18 protein-coding genes and 2 pseudogenes are annotated in these 17,587 nt (G+C 75.9%); 9 read left to right on the top strand and 11 right to left on the bottom strand.

Features of this window, described 5'->3' with window-relative positions:
- Positions 1–145: 145 nt before the first annotated feature.
- The 3 genes and pseudogenes from QQY24_RS03595 to QQY24_RS03585 all read left to right on the top strand — a co-directional run bounded on the left by QQY24_RS03595 (position 146) and on the right by QQY24_RS03585 (position 2,179).
- Positions 146–1,393, top strand: a complete 1,248-nt coding sequence (locus QQY24_RS03595) for a cytochrome P450 (RefSeq protein ID WP_301971201.1) — start codon at positions 146–148, stop codon at positions 1,391–1,393.
- A 10-nt stretch (positions 1,394–1,403) separates the two neighbouring features.
- Positions 1,404–1,604: a ferredoxin gene (locus QQY24_RS03590; protein WP_301971200.1), complete on the top strand. Its 201-nt coding sequence runs from the start codon at positions 1,404–1,406 to the stop codon at positions 1,602–1,604.
- A gap of 49 nt (positions 1,605–1,653) precedes the next feature.
- Positions 1,654–2,179 (top strand): annotated as a pseudogene (locus QQY24_RS03585) (flavoprotein).
- A 6-nt stretch (positions 2,180–2,185) separates the two neighbouring features.
- Here the strand turns inward: QQY24_RS03585 and QQY24_RS03580 are convergent.
- Complete coding sequence (locus tag QQY24_RS03580; protein ID WP_301976129.1) at positions 2,186–2,947, bottom strand: endo alpha-1,4 polygalactosaminidase; 762 nt, start codon at positions 2,945–2,947, stop codon at positions 2,186–2,188.
- 188 nt (positions 2,948–3,135) lie between these two features.
- Here QQY24_RS03580 and QQY24_RS03575 point away from each other — a divergent pair.
- Both QQY24_RS03575 and QQY24_RS03570 read left to right on the top strand, forming a co-directional pair.
- Positions 3,136–4,099: pseudogene (locus QQY24_RS03575) on the top strand (aldo/keto reductase).
- Positions 4,100–4,363: 264 nt separating this feature from the next.
- A complete protein-coding gene (locus QQY24_RS03570; protein ID WP_301971199.1) occupies positions 4,364–6,202 on the top strand; it encodes an RICIN domain-containing protein in 1,839 nt (612 codons plus the stop codon).
- 12 nt (positions 6,203–6,214) lie between these two features.
- On the opposite strand, the gene QQY24_RS03565 is transcribed toward QQY24_RS03570, so the two are convergent.
- From QQY24_RS03565 to QQY24_RS03550, 4 genes are all read right to left on the bottom strand, one after another.
- Positions 6,215–6,709, bottom strand: coding sequence for a universal stress protein (locus tag QQY24_RS03565; protein WP_301971198.1), 495 nt, complete (start codon positions 6,707–6,709; stop codon positions 6,215–6,217).
- Between the two features lie 31 nt (positions 6,710–6,740).
- Positions 6,741–7,994 (bottom strand): arsenic transporter, encoded by a 1,254-nt coding sequence (locus QQY24_RS03560; RefSeq protein ID WP_301976128.1) that lies wholly within the window; start codon positions 7,992–7,994, stop codon positions 6,741–6,743.
- Between the two features lie 114 nt (positions 7,995–8,108).
- Entirely contained in the window at positions 8,109–8,819 is a 711-nt protein-coding gene (locus QQY24_RS03555; protein WP_301971197.1) for a DUF4232 domain-containing protein, read from the bottom strand.
- A gap of 158 nt (positions 8,820–8,977) precedes the next feature.
- Positions 8,978–10,363, bottom strand: coding sequence for a serine/threonine-protein kinase (locus QQY24_RS03550; protein WP_301971196.1), 1,386 nt, complete (start codon positions 10,361–10,363; stop codon positions 8,978–8,980).
- A gap of 46 nt (positions 10,364–10,409) precedes the next feature.
- Here QQY24_RS03550 and QQY24_RS03545 point away from each other — a divergent pair, with 46 nt between their 5' ends.
- The gene (locus QQY24_RS03545) at positions 10,410–10,958 is read left to right on the top strand and encodes an RNA polymerase sigma factor (protein ID WP_301971195.1); all 549 of its coding nucleotides are present in this window, start codon (positions 10,410–10,412) and stop codon (positions 10,956–10,958) included.
- Positions 10,959–10,977: 19 nt separating this feature from the next.
- Here the strand turns inward: QQY24_RS03545 and QQY24_RS03540 are convergent, their stop codons facing one another.
- The 3 genes from QQY24_RS03540 to QQY24_RS03530 form a co-directional block, all read right to left on the bottom strand.
- Complete coding sequence (locus QQY24_RS03540; protein ID WP_301971194.1) at positions 10,978–11,148, bottom strand: ATP-binding protein; 171 nt, start codon at positions 11,146–11,148, stop codon at positions 10,978–10,980.
- 8 nt (positions 11,149–11,156) lie between these two features.
- Positions 11,157–11,696, bottom strand: coding sequence for a PAS domain-containing protein (locus QQY24_RS03535; RefSeq protein ID WP_367657974.1), 540 nt, complete (start codon positions 11,694–11,696; stop codon positions 11,157–11,159).
- A gap of 271 nt (positions 11,697–11,967) precedes the next feature.
- Entirely contained in the window at positions 11,968–13,611 is a 1,644-nt protein-coding gene (locus QQY24_RS03530; protein ID WP_301971193.1) for a multicopper oxidase family protein, read from the bottom strand.
- A gap of 209 nt (positions 13,612–13,820) precedes the next feature.
- Here QQY24_RS03530 and QQY24_RS03525 point away from each other — a divergent pair, with 209 nt between their 5' ends.
- On the top strand, positions 13,821–14,060 hold the full coding sequence (locus QQY24_RS03525; RefSeq protein WP_301971192.1) for a hypothetical protein: 240 nt from the start codon (positions 13,821–13,823) through the stop codon (positions 14,058–14,060).
- 3 nt (positions 14,061–14,063) lie between these two features.
- Positions 14,064–14,441: a toxin Doc gene (locus QQY24_RS03520; RefSeq protein WP_301976127.1), complete on the top strand. Its 378-nt coding sequence runs from the start codon at positions 14,064–14,066 to the stop codon at positions 14,439–14,441.
- 75 nt (positions 14,442–14,516) lie between these two features.
- On the opposite strand, the gene QQY24_RS03515 is transcribed toward QQY24_RS03520, so the two are convergent.
- Positions 14,517–15,686, bottom strand: coding sequence for a lactate 2-monooxygenase (locus QQY24_RS03515; protein ID WP_301971191.1), 1,170 nt, complete (start codon positions 15,684–15,686; stop codon positions 14,517–14,519).
- A 422-nt stretch (positions 15,687–16,108) separates the two neighbouring features.
- Between QQY24_RS03515 and QQY24_RS03510 the strand changes: the two genes are divergently transcribed.
- A complete protein-coding gene (locus QQY24_RS03510) occupies positions 16,109–16,540 on the top strand; it encodes a subtilase-type protease inhibitor (RefSeq protein ID WP_301971190.1) in 432 nt (143 codons plus the stop codon).
- Between the two features lie 202 nt (positions 16,541–16,742).
- Here QQY24_RS03510 and QQY24_RS03505 read toward each other — a convergent pair whose 3' ends face one another.
- Positions 16,743–16,952 carry a CDGSH iron-sulfur domain-containing protein gene (locus QQY24_RS03505; protein ID WP_301971189.1) on the bottom strand — a complete coding sequence of 70 codons (210 nt, stop codon included), beginning with the start codon at positions 16,950–16,952 and terminating at the stop codon, positions 16,743–16,745.
- The gene (locus tag QQY24_RS03500; RefSeq protein ID WP_301976126.1) at positions 16,933–17,574 is read right to left on the bottom strand and encodes a HemK2/MTQ2 family protein methyltransferase; all 642 of its coding nucleotides are present in this window, start codon (positions 17,572–17,574) and stop codon (positions 16,933–16,935) included. The genes QQY24_RS03505 and QQY24_RS03500 overlap by 20 nt, the downstream gene beginning before the upstream one ends.
- Positions 17,575–17,587 lie beyond the last annotated feature (13 nt).

The raw sequence follows: 17,587 nt of genomic DNA, 5'->3' as shown, positions 1-17,587 counted from the left end.
CGGCCGGTGACCGCCCCGCGTGCGCGCGCTCTTCGGCCAGATCCCGCCGATCACCGATCTGGCCGGACTTGCCGTCGCCATATAGGTGCCTGAGGCATCTAATGGAGGTCGGTACGACGCACTCCTTCGTCTGCGAGGTCTTTCCATGCCGGAACTGACGGAACTGACGGAAGGCACGGACACCACCGGCCCCGAGATCCCGGCCGCGCCAGTCCCCTTCCCACAGGACCGCACCTGCCCCTACCACCCGCCCACCGGATACGACCCGCTGCGCGACGGGCGAGCCCTGTCCCGCGTCACCCTCTTCGACGGCCGCGAGGTCTGGCTGGTCACCGGGCACGCCACCGCCCGCGCACTGCTGGCCGACAGCCGGCTGTCCTCCGACCGGAGCCGCCACGACTTCCCCGTGCCCAGCCCCCGCTTCCTGGCCGGCCGCGGCCGCCGGGTCGGGCTCCTCGGTGTCGACGACCCCGAACACCGCGCCCAGCGGCGGACGGTCGTGCCGTCGTTCACCCTCAAACGGGCGACCGGGATGCGGCCGCAGATCCAGCGGACCGTCGACGGGCTGCTGGACGCGATGATCGAGAAGGGGCCGCCCGCCGACCTGGTCTCCGCGTTCGCCCTGCCCGTGCCGTCCATGGTGATCTGCGGGCTGCTCGGAGTGCCGTACGAGGACCACGAGTTCTTCGAGGAGCAGTCCCGCACGCTGCTGCGCGGTCCCACGGCCGCCGACACCGCACAGGCGCGCGACCGCCTGGAGGCCTACCTCGGCGCGCTGGTCGACCGCAAGGCGCAGCAGCGCACGCCCGGCGACGGCGTCCTGGACGACCTGGTCCACCACCAGCTCCGCGACGGCACGCTCGACCGCGCCGAACTCGTCTCGATGGCCGTCATCCTGCTGGTCGCCGGCCACGAGACGACCGCCAACATGATCTCCCTCGGCACCTACACCCTGCTCCAGCACCCCGACCGGCTCGCGGAGTTGCGCACCGATCCGGCGCTGCTGCCCGCGGCCGTCGAGGAGCTGATGCGGATGCTGTCGATCGCGGAGGGACTGCAGCGCATCGCCCTGGAGGACATCGAGGTCGCCGGCGTCACGATCCGTGCCGGGGACGGAGTCCTCTTCGCCACCTCGGTGATCAACCGCGACCCGGCGGTGTACGACGACCCCGACGCCCTCGACTGGCACCGCTCCGCCCGGCACCACGTGGCGTTCGGCTTCGGCATCCACCAGTGCCTGGGCCAGAACCTCGCCCGCGCGGAACTGGAGATCGCCCTCGGCAGCCTCTTCGAGCGGCTGCCCGGCCTCCGGCTCGCCGCACCCGCGCGGGACATCCCCTTCAAGCCCGGCGACACCATCCAGGGGATGCTGGAACTCCCCGTGACCTGGTAAGGCTCTGCCCATGCACATCGACATCGACAAGGACGCCTGCATCGGCGCGGGCCAGTGCGCGCTCGCGGCGCCGGGCGTGTTCACCCAGGACGACGACGGTTACAGCACGCTGATCCCCGGCCGCGAGGACGGCGCGGGCGACGCGATGGTCCGGGAGGCGGCCCGCGCCTGCCCGGTCGGCGCGATCACGATCGGCGGGGCGGCAGGCTGACGGCAGGGACCGGCCGCGGCCCGGACGGCGGCGTCAGCAGGGTGCCCGGATGACCGAAGACACCGGGCGGCCCTTCCGCTACGTCGTCTGCGCGGCCGGGACCGCCGCCGGCGAACTGGTCACGGCCCGCGCGGGAGCGCAACTGGCAGGCCGGCGTCATCGCGACACCGGTCGCGACGGGCGGGTTCTTCGACACCGCCGCCGTCGAGGCCCGGGCGGGCCGTCCCCTGCGGTCGGCGTGGCGCTCCCCGGAGGGCCCCCGGCCGTTCCCGCCGCCGGACGCCGCGGTGGTGGCGCCCGCCACCTTCAACACGGTCAACAAGTGGGCGGCCGGGACCGCCGGCACCCTCGCCCCGGGCACGTTGTGCGAGGCCCTGGGCCTGGGGGTGCCGATCGCCGTCCTGCCCTGCGTGGCCGACGCGCTCGCCGCCCACCCCGCCTGCCGGGACAGCCTGCCGCGGCTGCGGGGCACGGGCGTCCGCCTCGGCGAGCGGTACTCGGGCGCGCCCCGGCCGGACGGCACCCGGCCCGCGTTCGGCTGGGAACGGGCCCTGGACCTGCTGGAGCGGCCCTGAGGGCCGTCACCGCACCGCGCGGACGTACTGCGCGCTGCCCGGGGTGGAGACGTTCACGTCACGGCGGACGATGCTGATCCGGCCGCCCCAGCGGGCGCGCGCCCTGCGCAGACCGGTGCCGGTGTACTCGATGTCCACCACCCGGTTGTCGAACGCGTCGGCGTACACCCCGCACTCGTCGTACTGCCCGCACTCCTCCGTCACCGCGAAGTCCAGCCCGGCGCGTTCGCGCAGCCCGGCCAGTTCCGCGGTGTTCTTCTGCCCGATGGCCAGCCGCCGGGCGTGCGCGTGCCGGGAGAGCAGCCGCATGAACGCGGTGGCGTCGGCGGCGGTCAGCAGGTGCCGCGAGCGGGTGTAGCTGTCGTAGTTGTCGGGTTCGACGGCGTCGAAGCCCTTCCTCGCGCAGCCGTCGATCCACCCGTTCACCCGCCGGGCCACGCGCTCGCGCTTGGCCGGGGTGCGGATGTCGAGCAGCGGCTCGTTCCAGTCCCGGTCGATGACGACGTCACCGTGCGCGTCGCGCAGCAGCAGGTCGGCGGGCCAGGCGGAGCGCTCCTGGGGCTGGGCCTGGAAGGCGTTGACGTAGCAGATGTTGTACAGGCCGGGCGCGGGGGAGTCCGACCGGTCGCGGCTGACGATCCGGACCCCGGCGGGCGGGGGGTAGGCGCCGCCGATCTGGTAGTCGAACCCGGCGTGGCGCGGCGGCAGGCGCACCGCGGGGGGCTCCGACGCGCCGGAGTGCGTGCCGTCGGCCCGGCAGCCGGACAGCCCGCAGGCGACGACGGTCAGGGCGAGCAGCGCGGCACCGGCGGTCGTCCGGGGACCTGGGACGCGGGAGGGGTCTTGGGTGCGTGGCACGCCAGGATCCAACCGTCCGGGCGTGGCCGCGGTCAAGCCGGCCCCGGGCAGCCCGTACGCTCGACGCGCCCACCGTCTGGAGGCAGGGAGCAGCAACGATGCAGTACGTGAAGCCCGGTTCGACGGGTCTGGGGGTGTCGCGGATCCGTCTGGGCTGCATGACCGCGGCGCGCACGAGTGGACCCTGGACGAGGAGGCGTCCCGCCCGCTGATCCGCCAGGCGCTGGAGGCGGGCGTCACCTTCTTCGACACCGCGGACGTCTACTCCGACGGCACCAGTGAGGAGATCGTCGGCAAGGCCCTGTGCGAGTTCGCGAACCGCGACGAGATCGTGCTCGCCACCAAGGTGCACGGCCGGATGCGGCCGGACCCCGACGGCGCCGGGTTGTCCCGCAAAGCCGTCATGACCGAGATCGACCACAGCCTGCGCCGGCTCGGCACCGACTACGTGGACCTCCACCAGATCCACCGCTTCGACCACGCCACGCCCGTCGAGGAGACGACGGAGGCGCTGCACGACCTGGTGAAGGCGGGCAAGGTGCGCTACATCGGGGTGAGTTCGATGTACGCGTGGGAGCTCTCCAAGGCCCCGTACACGGCGGAGCGGCACGGCTGGACGAAGTGCGTGTCCGTGCAGAACCGCTACCACCTCCTCTACCGCGAGGAAGAGCGGGGGAAGAGCGGGAGATGCTGCCGCTCTGCGCGGACCAGGGCGTGGGCGTGCTGCCGTGGAGCCCGCTCGCCCGGGGCCGGCTCACCCGCGGCGGGGGCACGGCGACCGAGCGCAGCGCCACCGACGCCTTCGGCAGCGGCCTCCACTCCGACGGCGACCGCGCCGTCGTCGAGGCCGTCACCCGCATCGCCGGCGACCGCGGCGTCCCGCGCGCCCAGGTGGCCCTCGCCTGGCTCCTGCACCAGCCCACGGTGACCGCGCCGATCGTCGGCGCCGCCAGGCCGGGGCACATCGAGGACGCCGTGGCCGCGGTCGAACTCCGGCGGAGCGACGAGGAGATCGAGGAACCGCAGCAGCCCTGCACGCCCCGCGCCGTCGCCGGTCACTGAAACCCGCCCGCCCGGCGACGCCGGCGGGCTCGCCGGGCGGGCGCACGGCCCCCGCTTCCACGGTGGCCGGCTTTCGCCGGCGCGACGCCGGAAGAGGACTTCCCGCGCGCAACCGCGCGCGGTGGAGGGTCCCTTGTTCCGCGCTGCCGGCCTGTGCGAAAGTGTGCGCTGCCGGCGTGCAGCCACTGACTTCCTCCCCCGCACGCGCCAGGCCGCTCCCGTACGTCCCCCACGCTCGAGAAGAGCCGCCGGAGGAATGCCGCCGTGAACGACGCAGGCCCGCCGGATCCCCCCGCCTCCGGCCGGCCGTCCGACGTCTCGGACGAGGAACTGAGCGCCGCGCTGAGGAAGTGGACGGTGACGGCGCCCGCGCTCCACCCCGTCGGCGTCCTCCTGGACCGGCACTGGGCGGCGGCCTTCGCCTACGCCCGGCTGTGCACCGACGGACCGCGCGCCGCCGGCATGCTCACCACCGCCGCCTTCACCCGCCTCTTCGGGGAGTCCCTCGGACAGGCCGGGCCGTCCGCCGCCTGGCGGCCCCACCTGCTGGTCACGGTGCGCCACATCGCCGCGGAATGGGACGGCGACGGCCGCCGGGAACTGCTGCACCCCGCCCTGCGGTCGAACGCCGGGACCGGGGAGCGCGCGGTGGCCCGGCTGCTCCCGCCGCCCGGCCGCCGGTTGCTGACCCGGGCGTTCCAGCGGCTCCCGCAGTCCGCCCGCGTCCTGCTGTGGCACGCCGAGGCCGAGGCCGAGCCGCTCGCCGTCCCGGCCGCGCTGCTGGGCCTGGACGAGGAGGACGCCCGCGGCGAACTGCGCCGGGCCCGTGAGCGACTGCGCGAGGAATGCCTCCAGGCCCACCGCGAACTCGCCCCCCAGGACGAGTGCCGGCGCTACCTGCGCATGCTGGACGTCACCTTCCGGCGCGGCGGCACCGACGTCGACCCGGACCTGCGGCAGCACCTGGCGGGGTGCCGGCACTGCCGGCGGACCGCCGACCAGCTCGACCACTTCACCACGGGCCTCGGCCTCCCGCTGGCCGAGGCGGTCCTCGGCTGGGGCGCCCGCGCCTACCGGGAGTCCCGGGCGGCCCGTGACGGCGGGACCACCGGGCCGCGCCCGCGGGCGACCCCGCCCGCACCGCCCGGCGGCGAGGACTTCGGCGCCCCGGCCGCGCCCCCGCCGGCCGCCGCGGCCGCACGCCCGCCACGCCGGCGGGCCCGGGCCGCCGCCCCGGCCGCGCCCCCGGGCGCGCCCGGTCCGTCCCGCCGCTCCGCGCACCGGGCCGCCCGCCGCGCCCGCCGCCGCACCCTCGCACTGGCCGCCGGCGCGGTCGGCGGTCTCGTGATCCTCCCGCTGGCCCTGTGGTCGGTGCTCGGCTCCGGGGGTGGCGACCGGGCCGGCGCCCCCGGCAGCCCCCCGGAGGCCTCCGGCGAAAAGCCCCCGGCGCCGGGAGCGTCCTGGGCGGGCGGGAACGGCGGCGCCCGGGGGGCACTGGCCGGCCGGCTGCGCAACCTCGCCTCGGGACTGTGCGTGGACGTCGCCGGCGGGCAGGCCGTCCGGGGCGCGGAGGCCGAACTCGCCCCCTGCTCCGGCACGGAGGACCAGCAGTGGCGGTACGAGAGCGACGGACTGCTGCGCAGCGCCTCCGATCCCGGTCTGTGCCTGGACTCCCGCCTGGGCTACTCGGTCCGGCTCACCTCCTGCACGGCCACCGGGAGGGCCGCCCGCGGCGTCCGCTACGACTTCACCCTCCAGGGCGTCTTCGTGCCCCGCCGGGACCAGGACCTGGCGCTGACCCCCGCCGCCACCGACGGCTCCGGCACGCTCGTCCTGAAGAACCGCACCGGCACCGCGGTCCAGCGCTGGACCGTCGACCCCGCCCGGACCGACCCGCAGGTGCGGACCGCCGGCTGGGACGCGGACAGCACTCCGTCCCCCGCCGCGCCGGCGGGGACGGCCCCGCGCCCCGCGCGGGCCCCGCAGCCGTCCGCCCGCCCGGCAGCGCCCGACGGCTGCGCCGTCCGCCCGTCCCCCTGCGCCGCGGGCGGCCGTCACGACGGCGGCCGGGGCCCCGGCGGCAGCCGGGACCGCCGCCGCTGACCGGCTCCGGGCTCAGGGGCGGCGGTGCGGCGGCGGGGGAGGTGGCGTGCCCGGGCCGGGCGCCGGTTCCGGCCACACCAGCAGGACCTGGCACGGCGCGTGGTCGACGGCGAACCGCGCGGCGGGGCCCAGGCTGTGCGGCCCGAGCCGGGACCGGTCGCCGTCCCGGGCCAGCACCAGCAGACCGGCGCCCTCGGCGGCGGCCACCACCTCCCGCTCGGCCCGCCCCGAGCGCTCCTCGCGCAGGCACGGCCGTCCCAGCCGCCCGGCGGCGGCGTCGAGGAGCTCGGCGGCCGAACCGCCGCCGAGCTCCTCCAGCCGGTCACCGGGGTCCCGTTCGGGGTGCCCGCGGCCGAGCAGTCCGGCGAACGCACCGTGCGCCACGCCGGGCACCTCGGGGCCGTTCACGTGCAGCAGCACCACTTCGGACGCGTGCGGGGCGTGGGTGCGCACCGCGTCCACGCAGGCGGGCCAGGTGCCCTCGACGAGCCAGGCGATCACACGCATCCGGTCGGCCTCCCGCGGCGCTCCCGCACCCTCACAGAACCCGCAGCGAGCCCCACAGCGCCACCACCGACACCGCCAGCGCCGAGGGCACGGCCAGCAGGCCGAGCCGGGTGAACTCGCCGAGGTCCACGCCGTGCCGGTGCTGGTGCACGATCCGCCGCCACAGCAGGGTGGCCAGCGACCCGGCGTAGCTCAGGTTCGGACCGATGTTCACCCCGAGCAGCACCGCCAGCACCGCGCCGGGACCGGCGGGAGCGGCCAGCGGCAGCAGCACCAGCACGGCGGGCAGGTTGTTGATCACGTTCGCCAGGACGGCGGCCAGCGCCGCGGTCCCCAGCAGCGCGGGCAGCCCGGCCCCGCCCGGCAGCACCCGTCCGAGCGCGTCCGCGAGTCCGTTGTCGACGACCGCGCGCACCACGACGCCCAGCGCGAGCACGAACGCCAGGAAGGCCGGTGCCGCCGCGCGGACGACGGTGAGCGGGGTCGCCCGGCGCCGCAGCAGCGCCCGCCCGGCCAGGACGAGCGCCCCGGCGGCGGCCACCCACGCCGGGTCCACCGCGAACGCCGACGCCACCACGAACCCCGCCAGCGTGCAGCCCACGGTCACCAGCGCGAACCACGGCGGGGCGGGCGCCTCCCCGGTGCCCGCGCCGACGGGGGCCGCCGCGGCGAGGTCACGGGCGAAGAACCGCCGGAACACCAGGTACTCGACCCCGATCGCCACCAGCCACGGCAGCGCCATCAGCGCCGCGAACCGGGTGAAGCTCAGCCCGCTGGCCGCGAAGGCCAGCAGGTTCGTCAGGTTGGACACCGGCAGCAGCAGCGACGCCGTGTTCGACAGGTGCGTGCAGGCGTACACGTGCGGTCCGGGCCGTACGCCCGTCCGCGCGGCGGTGGCGAAGACGACGGGGGTCAGCAGCACGATCGTGGCGTCCAGGCTGAGCACGGCGGTGATCGCCGACGCCAGCGCGAACACCGCCGTCAGCAGCCGCACCGGGCGGCCCGCCGACCAGCGCGCCATCCACGCCCCGCAGGCCCGGAACAGACCCTCCACGTCGCAGAAGTGGGCGAGGACCAGCACCGCCGCGAGGAATCCGACCACCGGACCGAGCCGCTGCGCCTCGGCCCGGGCGTGCTCCAGCGGGATCACCCCGGTGGCGACCGCCAGGCCGGCGGCCGGGACGGCCATGACCGCCTCCGGCCACCCGAAGGGCCGTACGACGGCCCAGGCGAGCACGGCGGCGAGCAGGACCGCGGACAGGGCCTCGGCGAGTGCGGTGTTCAGGGCGGTCCCCTCCGGGGTCGGTCAGGCGGCGCCCGCCCATGAAAGCAGACCGCCCCGGCGCACCCCGTGCCCGGGCGCCGGGGTGCGCCGGGGCACGGGGGAGGGGAGCTCTGGTCAGGCCCCGGCTCCGGGGGTGAAGACGGTCAGGGAGACGGTGGAGGAGTCACCGGAGACCGGGACCCGTCCGGCCGTCCACGCCACCCGCAGGTGGTCCCGCTCGTCGGGCGGGGTGATCAGCAGGGCGGCCGGTGCGGCCGTCCTCGCGCCGCTGATCTCCGGATTGGAGAAGGTCAGCCCGGCCCAGGCGCTCTGCCCGGGCCTGAGCGTGACCGTCACCGGGGAGGCGGTGGAACGCCTGGGGTCGGGACCGAGCTGGGTGCCGGAGGCGTTCACGAAGGCCGCGCCCGGATAACCGCGCAGGGTGCAGGTCCGGGCGGACCTGTTGGTCAGCACGAGCGGGAAGTTCTCCTGACCGGCCCCCGGGTCGTTGCGGCCGACGGACGCGCGCAGTTCGGAGGTGTGGCAGCGGGTGGTGGTGCTCCCGGTCCCGCCGCCGGTGCCGGTGCCGGTGTCCTCGGTCGCGGAGCCGGTCGGCCGCGGGGCGGCGGACGGCGTGCTGCCGGACGAGGTGCCGCCGGACGGCGTGGCGGCGGCGGGGGACGTCGGCCGTCCGGTGTCCCCGGTCGCCGGTGCGGCCGTGCCGGAAGCCGTCCTCACCGGCCCGGCCTGCACGTCCTCGCCGCCGCAGGCGGTCAGGAGGCCCAGGACGGCGACCGCGCCCGCGAGCAGGGCCCCGCGCTGAATTGACTGGGATGAGTACGCCATCTCGCTCAACACTCCTGGTTCTCCACGGCACGCGACGCACGCGTGCCCGCGGCGCCGGATGCGCCGCCACCCACTCCGATGCGCGGGGCGGCGGAAAAGTTCGGCACGCCCGGGGTTCCGCACCCCGCCGTGGGCCCCGGGTGCCCCGTTCCGCCCGTTCAGGTGACCCGCAGGGAGCGGAGTATGCCGTCGGTCGCGTCCGCGCCCTGCTCCCGCACCTGCACGTACACCTGGGGCCGGCCGGCGCCGTGCGCGGGGCGCAGCGCGGTCTCGGTGACCGAGCCGCCGTCCGGGCAGCCGCTCCAGCTGCGCACCCTGCCGCGCCAGCCCGCACCCGTGAAGGCGCGGCTGCCGGTGTAGTGGCAGCCCGGGTGGGTGAGGGCGGACACCCGGGCGGTGACGTCGCCGTGCCCGCCGACCCCGACGAACACCCCGTTCACCGGAGCCCTCAGGTCGGACCACCCGGCCAGGTGGTCGGCGACCACCAACCCGGGTTCGTGTCCCGCCGCCAGCCCGAGCGCGCGCGGGTCCCAACCCGCGTCCCGCAGCTCACGGCCCCAGCCGGCCGGCACCTCGACCACCACCCGCCCGGTGGAGTCCGTCACCCGCGTGCCCCCGGCACCGCCGCCCTGCCGGTGCAGCGCCGGGGTGACGGCGCCGGCGGCCACCGCGGCGGCGAGCGCCGCGGCCAGCCACAGCGCGGCGGCGGCCCGGCCCCGGACGGTGCCGGCCCGTCCGCCCCGCCGGGCGGGCGGACCCGCCGCCAGCCGCTCCAGCTCCTGCGCGAAGGCCTGCGCGCCGGGCCAGCGCCGCTCCCGGTCCGGCTCCAGGGCGCGCAGCAGCGCCCGCTCCACGTCCGCGTCGAGTCCCGGCCTCAGCCGGCCGGGCGGCACCGCCTTCCCCGGCGGCCCCGGCACGGTCCCGGTGACCAGCTCGTAGCCGACCGCGCCCAGGCTGTAGACGTCGGCGCGCGCGTCGATGCCCGCACCGGGCTCTGCCTGCTCCGGCGGCTGGTAACCGGCCGAGCCCGCCGCCAGGGTCAGTGCCGAGGCCTGCGCGAGGCTCTTGGCCAGCCCCAGGTCGGCCAGCAGCACCCGCCGCTCGCCGTCCGGGGCGGTGTGCAGCAGCACGTTGGTCGGCTTGATGTCGCGGTGCACGATGCCCGCCTCGTGCAGCGCGGCGGCGCCCCGCGCGGCCAGCGCCGTCAGCGCCAGCGCCCGCGCCACCGGCAGTGAACCGGCCGTCAGCAGATCGGCCAGGGTGCCGCCGTCGGCGTACTCCATCACGAAGTACGGCCGGCCGTCGGCGAGCTCACCGATGTCGTGGACCTGCACCACCCGGCTGGAGCCGGCCCGGCGCAGCAGCCGGGCCTCGGACAGGAACCGCTCCCGGACGTCGAGCCGGTGCGCCCAGTTCTCGGCGAGGACCTTCACCGCGACCGGGGCCTGCAGTTCCTCGTCGTGGGCGAGCCACACCGTGGCGAAGGCGCCGGTGCCCAGACGCCGTTGGACGCGGTAGCGGCCGATCCGCTCCGGGGAGTGCATACGACTATCATGCCTGCCCTGAGATCGACTCCGAGGGGGCCTTGACGTGCGGGACGAGGCGACGGCCGAAGAACTCGCCCGGCGTGCCGCCGCCGGCGACCGGGCGGCCCTGGACCGGCTGCTGGCCGAACTGTGGCCCGAGGCCGTGCTGCGCTGCGGGCGCTTCCTGCCCTGCCGGGAGGACGCCGAGGAGGCCGCGCAGGACGTGCTGCTCCAAGTGGCCCGGCACATCACCGCCTTCGAGGGCCGCAGCCGCTTCAGCACCTGGCTGTACACGGTCGTCGCCAACTGCTGCCGGCAGAAGTACCGCGAGCTGAGGCGGCGGGCCGCCGAGCAGCCCGTGGCCGTCGAGCCCGCCGAGCCCGCCGATCCGCGCACCACCAGCGTCATCGCCGGCTCCCGGGTCGACCTGCTGGAGGCGCTGGAGCGGCTGGAGCGCGAGCGCCCGCACCTGGTGGCGCCCCTGGTCTACCGGGACATCTGCCAGCTCGACTACGCCGAGGCCGCCGAGCGGGCCGGCATCCCCCTCGGCACCCTCAAGTCCCGCCTGCACGAGGCCCGCAAGCAGGTGCGGCCCTGGCTGAGGGCGGACTGACCGCCCCGGCGGCCCGCGCCTACCGGTCTTCCTCCAGCAGCCCCAGCTCGGCCCAGATCGTCTTGCCCTCCGAGGTGTGCCGGCTGCCCCAGCGCTGGGTGAGCTGGGCGACCAGCAGCAGGCCCCGGCCGCCCTCGTCGAAGGTCTTGGCCCGCCTGAGGTGCGGGGCGGTGTGGCTGGTGTCGGACACCTCGCAGATCAGCGTGGCCGCGTCGTGCTCCGCTCCAGCTCCTCGCCCTGCGGCCCGCCGTTGATCTCGGAGATCCGCAGGCCCCGCACCCGGTCCTCGGGCAGGCCGGTGATCGCGGCCATGGCGCCGTTCATCCGGCGCAGCCGCAGCTCGTGGTCGTAGACGGCGACGGCGCAGGGCGACTGGACGGGGCCGGCCGCCGCCAGCGGGTCGCCGACCGCGGGGAGCCGGGTGCCGGTCGGCGGGGTGACCACGAGCCAGTCACCGCCGCGGCCGGCGGCGGGCGGCCGGCGGTGGGCGATCAGCCGGACGGGAACGGCACGGCCGTCCCGGTGGCGCAGCTCGACGGTGCCCTCCCAGCGCGCGCGGGACGGCACCGGTGTCCCGCCGTCCCCGGCCAGCAGCCGGACGGCGGGACGTCCCACGACGGTCTCGGCGGGGTGGCCGAGCAGGCGCCGCGCGTCCTCGTTCCACTCCACCAGCGTTCCGTCGTCGTCGATGACAGCCCGGGCCGTCGCCGCGTCGTCGAACGGATGGACCCGGCTCATCGTCGCCGCTCCCAAGCGCACACCCACAGTGAACAGGTGGCACCACTCGCGCTCCAGCGCAGTGCGTCGCGCGCGGGCGCAGACCACGACTGCGGTCGGCCGGTGCCCCCTCGACCCGCTGCGCGGCCCCGCACCCGGCTCCCGCCGACCGGCGCGCACCCGGGCGAACCCCGGGGAGGGGTGCGGATCAGCCGTCTCGACGCCCGGGGCGGGGGGACGGGCCGGGCGCCGCGGTGACGCGGCCCGGGCCGTTCGCGTGAGGCCGCGCCCGTCACGCGCGGTAGCCGAGGACGGTCATCATGCCGGTCTCCGAGTGGTACTGGTTGTGGCAGTGGAGCATCCACAGGCCGGGGTTGTCGGCGTCGAAGTCGACGACCAGTTTGCGGTGGGGCAGGACCGCCGCGGTGTCCTTGCGCGCGCCGGCGGCGTCGATGCCCGTGAGGGCGAAGGTGTGGCCGTGCAGGTGCATGGGGTGCCACATGTCGGTGGCGTTGATGAGGGTGAGCCGTACCCGCTCGCCCTCGCGGACCGGGTGCCGCCGGTTCGCGGAGTACGGCTGGTGGTCGAAGCCCCAGTCGTACTTCCGCATCGTGCCGGTGATCCGCAGGCGCAGCTCGCGGTCGGGCTCGCGGTGGTCGAGGGCCACGGAGTCGTCCGGTGCGAGGCGGTGGGCGGGGACGGTCCGCCCGTCGAGTTCGCCCGGGCGGACGCCGGCCGGGGGCGGGGTCCTGCCCCTGTCGGTGCGCAGCACGGCGAGGGCCTGCCCCTTCTTGCCCTCGGCCAGGGCGACGAAGGGGAAGACGCCGTCCCCGGCGGTGACGAGGACGTCGTACCGCTCCGCCATGCCGAGGAGCAGGGCGTCGGTGTCCTTGTGCGCCACGGGATAGCCGTCGGTGTGCGTGACGGTCATGGCGTGGCCGCCGAGCGCGACGCGGAAGGCGGTGTCGGAGCCGGCGTTGATGATGCGCAGCCGGATCCGCTCGCCGGGACGGCAGCGGAACACCGACGGGTTGCCGGGCAGCCGGCCGTTGGCCAGGTAGTGGGGGTAGGCGACGTTGCCGGCGTCACCGCCGAGCGCGCGGCTGTACGACCGGTGCAGCACGCGGGACGGGCCGGTCGGCCGGTGCGGGGGCGACGCGTGCGGGCTCGCGTTCCCGCCGGGAGCCGGACGGCCGGGTCCGGGGCCCATCGCCATGCTCCCCGCCGACGCGGCCGCCGTCGACGCGCCGGCGTCCGGCAGGAGCTGCGTGAGCACCTGATCGGGGGTGGAGCCCTGCACGCCGTCGAGCCAGTCGTCCAGGACGATGATCCACTCCTTGTCGTAGGAGAGCGGCTCCTTGGGGTCGTCCACGATCAGCGGGGCGTACAGACCCCGGTCCGGCTGGAGCCCGACGTGCGAGTGGAGCAGGTAGGTGCCCGGGTGCGGGACCGTGAAGCGGTAGGTGAAGTCGGACCCGGGGGGAACGGCGTTCTGGGTCAGACCGGGGGCGCCGTCCATGTCGCAGCGCAGGCGCACGCCGTGGGAGTGGAGCGTGGTGGTGGCCGGCAGGCGGTTGGCGAGGGTGAGGCTGAGGACGTCGCCGGCGGTGACGCGCACCAGCGGGCCGGGCAGCGTCTCGTGGTACGTCCAGGTCCGCACGCTCCGCCCGCCCAGGTCCACGGTGGTCTCGGCCGCGGTGAACCTGATCATGCGGACCGGGCCGGAGCCGCGCCTGCGCTCGGCGGCCCGGACCTGCGGCCCCGACGGGTCGACATATCCCCTGGGGCCGGGGGGAACGAAGCCGCCCTCGCCCGTCCCGCCGCCCCGGGCGCCGGAGCGGGACCGGGTGCCGGTGCCGGTGCAGGAAGCGAGGAGCCCCGCCGCGGCGACCGCGGTCGGGGCACGGAGGAGAGTACGCCGTGAAGGTGTGTGCATGCCTGAAATGAGACAGGTTGTGCAGGGCTGTGTGACGGAATGAAAGCGGCGCGTTCGGGGGTGTCGGCGCCGGCCCGGGACGGGGCCGCCCGGCGCGGACCGCGGGAGCGTGCCGCGACGAGCCGCCCGTACCTCCTGAGGTACCGGAGGTGGAAGCGCTTGACCTGCGGCTATTTACGGTGGAGTACCCGCGCGGTACCGTGAGGAGCATGCCAGCTCTCAACGTGGAGTTCAGCGAACGCGAACTAGAGGACCTGCGGCAGATCGCCAAGGAGCGCGGTACGTCGATGAAGGCCCTGGTGCGCGAGGCCGCCGCCGCGGACATCGCCCGGCACCGGGCGCTGCAGGAGGGCGCGGAGGCCTTCCGGAGTTTCTTCACCACCCACGCCGAGGAGTTCGCGGCCGCGTTCCCCGACGACGAGTCCCCCGCCCGGGGCGAGGCCGCCTGAATGATGCCCTCCGTCATCCACATCGACGTCCCCTGGCTGCTGCAGCGCCACGAGGAGGTCCTGCCCGACCAGCCCACGGTGGACGACTTCTCCGCGCTGGTCGCCGCCGTCGCCCGGCACCGCGTCGACCCGCCCCGGCTCGGCGTGGACTCCGACCCGGCCTGGCGGGCCGCCGCCCTGCTGCACACCCTCGCCCTGCTCAAGCCGCTGCCCGCGGCCAACGCCCGCTTCGCCTGCGCGACCGCCGTCGCCTACATGTTCGTCAGCGGCGTGGGCATCGATCCGCCCTACGGTGCGCTCGTCGACCTGGCCCGGGACCTGATGGCCGGCAAGGCCGACGTGTACGGCGCGGCCGACCGGCTCCGCTCCTGGCAGATCTGATCCGTCCCGGCGGGCGGGGGAGACCGCCGGGGCCGCCGGCCGCCGGGGTGGGAGCGGCACCGGCGGACCGTGGCCTCACACGGGCGACTCGACGAGGTCGGCCGCCGTGACGGTGGCCGGGGTGCGGTGCCCGGACAGGGCGAGCGTGAGGTCGAACTCCCCGAGGACGCTGCGGACGACGTGCTCGACCCCGGCCTGCCCGTCCAGGGCGAGGCCGTAGACGTACGGCCGGCCCAGCAGCACCGCCCGCGCGCCGAGGGCGAGCGCCTTGAACACGTCGTCGCCGGTGCGCACCCCGCTGTCGAACAGCACCGTGAGCCGGTCGCCGGCCGCGTCCGCGACCCGGGGCAGCGCGTCGGCCGCGGCGACGGAACCCGCCACCTGCCGGCCGCCGTGGTTGGAGACCACCACCCCGTCCATGCCCGCCTCCGCGGCGAGCCGGGCGTCGTCCGGGTGCAGCACGCCCTTGACGACGATCGGCCCGTCCCAGTTCTCCCGCAGGAAGCCCAGGTCGGGCCAGGTGTGGCCGGCGTCCCCGAACAGGCCGAGGAAGTGCAGCACCGCCGCGTTCGGGTCCTCGTGCACGGGCTTGGCGAGGCCCGCCCGGAAGGCCGGGTCGGTGAAGTAGTTGGCGGTGCCCACCCCGTGCAGGAAGGGCAGGTACGCCTGGTCCAGGTCGCGCGGCCGCCAGGACAGCAGCGGGGTGTCCAGGGTGACGACCAGTACGGAGAAGCCCGAGGCCCGGGCCCGTATCAGGAAGCTCCGCGTCACCTCGCGGTCCTTGCCCCAGTACAGCTGGAACCACCGCTCGGCGTCCCCCATGGTCTCGGCGACCTGTTCCATCGGCGTGCTGGACGCCGAGGACAGGACGTACGGCACGCCCTGTGCCGCCGCGGCCCGGGCCGCGGCCGGCTCGGCGTCCGGATGCACGATCGACAGCACGCCCACGGGAGCGAGGGCGAGCGGTGCCGGCAGCGTGCGGCCCAGCACCTCCACCGACACGTCGCGCTCGGCCACGTCCCGCAGCATGCGCGGCACGATCCGGCGCCGGGCCAGCGCCGCCCGGTTGGCCCGGGCGGTGCTGCCGTCGCCCGCGCCGCCCGCCACGTAGCCCACCGGGCCCGGTCCGAGCCGGTGCTCGGCCAGCTCCTCCAGGCGCGTCAGGTCGGTGGGGAGCCGGGGCACGGCGCCCGTCATCCCGTTCAGGTAGATCTCGTACTGGAAGTCGCCCCAGTGTCCGGCCATCCGCCGCTCCCGCCTCTCGCCGCCGAGGTACGCGCCGGAGCCAGACGATACTGACCGGTGGTACCGGCGACCACGGCGGTCCCCCGACCGCGCTCCGGGACCGGACGCGGGGATGAACGCGAGAAGGCGTGGACGGATCGTGGAGACGTCGGCGCGCGCCGGTACCGGAATGTTTCAGGCCGATTGACGAGGCGGCGTCTTTCGGCCATGTGACCGCTTGCCATGATCAAGGACCGCGCAGTCACGGGGCCGAGTTGTTCGATTTCCGTAACTTCACGCCACTGATTGAACACACAAGGTTACCGAAACCTATGGGTTCGATGTGTGTTTCCACGGCGGACTCGGCAGAGTGGCGCTCGCCGCTCCCGGTCCCACCGGACCGGAGCCGGCACCCGATCCGTTCGAGCGGAAGGATGCACACAATGCGGAACACCGCGCGCTGGGCAATGACCCTCGGCCTCACGGCCGCCGCCGTCTGCGGACCCCTGACCGGGGCCTCCGTCGCCGCGCCGGACGCCGCGCCGTCGCTCTACGCCCCCTCGGCGCTGGTCCTCGCCACGGGCCACGGCGACACCGCCGCCACGGTCGTCCCGGAGCGCGCCGTCACCCTCTCCTGCGCTCCCACCGCCTCCGGCACCCACCCGGCCCCGGCCCGGGCCTGCGCCGAGCTGCGCGACGTGGGCGGCGACCTCGACGCCCTGACGGGCCGCACCGACGTACGGTGCACCAGGCTCTACGACCCCGTCGTCGTCACCGTCGAGGGCGTCTGGCGGGGCGAGCGCGTCTCGTACGAGCGGACCTTCGGCAACAGCTGCGCGAAGGACGCGCTGGACAGCAGCGTCTTCGCGTTCTAGGGACCGGGATCGCACCGGGGTCCCCGTCCACGCCGGATCAGGTCCGCAACTGGGGAGTGCGGCCCCTCGGGCGGGGAACCCCGCGGTCCCGCAGCCGGGATCGGCGGGCGGAGTGGGGCCATCCGCCGGCCCCGGTGCACAGCCGCTCTCCGGACAGGCCCGTGGGGGGCCGTCCGGAGAGCGGCGAAAAACGGCCGGTTTCTCAGATCCGCGGCCGGTGGCTCGTGTCGCACCACGGGTAGCGGCGGCTGCGCCGGCAGGTGCACAGGGCGACGCGGAACCGGTCCGAGGAGACCGTGCTCCCGTCCTCCAGTTCCACCTCCACCGGGCCGTCCACGAGCAGCGGCCCCTGCCGCTGCATCCGGATCCGGCGAGGCCGCTCGGCGGCCTGCTCAGCAGGGTCGTTCGGCACGGATGACCACCAGTTCTTCCTTCTCGTCGGCCGCCGAGAGCAGGCCGCGACGGCGCAGCCAGCCCTCCCGCGAGCGCATCACCGGGCCGAAGGCGATCCAGCGGCGCCGGACCACCGTGGCCTTCAGGCCGGCCGCCCGCAGCATTTCCAGCGTGCGCTCGGGACCGCTCAGCGCCGAGTGCACGACCAGCAGCACACCGCCGGGCCGCAGCAGTCCGGGGGCGTCCCGGCAGATCCGGTCCAGTACCAGTCGCCCGTCGTGGCCCGCGTCCCAGGCCCGGGACCGGCCGCGCGGCCGTCCGGCGTCGGGCGCCGGCACGTAGGGCGGATTGGCGAGGATCAGATCGTAGGTCCGGTCCCGGACCGGGCCGAAGAGGTTGCCGCGCCGGATCCGCACCGGCAGCCGGGTGAGCCACGCGTTCAGCCGCGCCGTCCACACCGCCCGCCGGGACACGTCCACCGCGGTCACCTCGGCACCGTGCCGGGCCGCTTCCAACGCCAGGGCGCCGCTGCCGGTGCCCACGTCCAGCACCCGCACGCCGGGCAGGGGCGCCTCCTCCTGCAGAGCCTCGGCCAGCAGGGCCGTGTCGTCCTGTGGGGCGTACACGCCCGGGAGCACCATAGCGATCACGTGG

The organism is Streptomyces sp. TG1A-8, from assembly GCF_030499535.1.
In the GTDB taxonomy this organism is placed as follows: Bacteria; Actinomycetota; Actinomycetes; order Streptomycetales; family Streptomycetaceae; genus Streptomyces.
The sequence above is the reverse complement of the archived record's forward strand: the minus strand, read 5'-3'. Positions and strand labels throughout refer to the sequence as shown.

Bases quoted from the DNA above. Each gene is read 5' to 3' on its own strand.
- QQY24_RS03595 (WP_301971201.1), top strand. From the start codon at position 146: ATGCCGGAACTGACGGAACTGACGGAAGGCACGGACACCACCGGCCCC.
- QQY24_RS03590 (WP_301971200.1), top strand. From the start codon at position 1,404: ATGCACATCGACATCGACAAGGACGCCTGCATCGGCGCGGGCCAGTGC.
- QQY24_RS03565 (WP_301971198.1), bottom strand. From the start codon at position 6,709: ATGCGTGTGATCGCCTGGCTCGTCGAGGGCACCTGGCCCGCCTGCGTG.
- QQY24_RS03555 (WP_301971197.1), bottom strand. From the start codon at position 8,819: ATGGCGTACTCATCCCAGTCAATTCAGCGCGGGGCCCTGCTCGCGGGC.
- QQY24_RS03550 (WP_301971196.1), bottom strand. From the start codon at position 10,363: ATGCACTCCCCGGAGCGGATCGGCCGCTACCGCGTCCAACGGCGTCTG.
- QQY24_RS03535 (WP_367657974.1), bottom strand. From the start codon at position 11,696: ATGAGCCGGGTCCATCCGTTCGACGACGCGGCGACGGCCCGGGCTGTC.
- QQY24_RS03530 (WP_301971193.1), bottom strand. From the start codon at position 13,611: ATGCACACACCTTCACGGCGTACTCTCCTCCGTGCCCCGACCGCGGTC.
- QQY24_RS03525 (WP_301971192.1), top strand. From the start codon at position 13,821: ATGCCAGCTCTCAACGTGGAGTTCAGCGAACGCGAACTAGAGGACCTG.
- QQY24_RS03520 (WP_301976127.1), top strand. From the start codon at position 14,064: ATGCCCTCCGTCATCCACATCGACGTCCCCTGGCTGCTGCAGCGCCAC.
- QQY24_RS03515 (WP_301971191.1), bottom strand. From the start codon at position 15,686: ATGGCCGGACACTGGGGCGACTTCCAGTACGAGATCTACCTGAACGGG.
- QQY24_RS03510 (WP_301971190.1), top strand. From the start codon at position 16,109: ATGCGGAACACCGCGCGCTGGGCAATGACCCTCGGCCTCACGGCCGCC.
- QQY24_RS03500 (WP_301976126.1), bottom strand. From the start codon at position 17,574: ATGGTGCTCCCGGGCGTGTACGCCCCACAGGACGACACGGCCCTGCTG.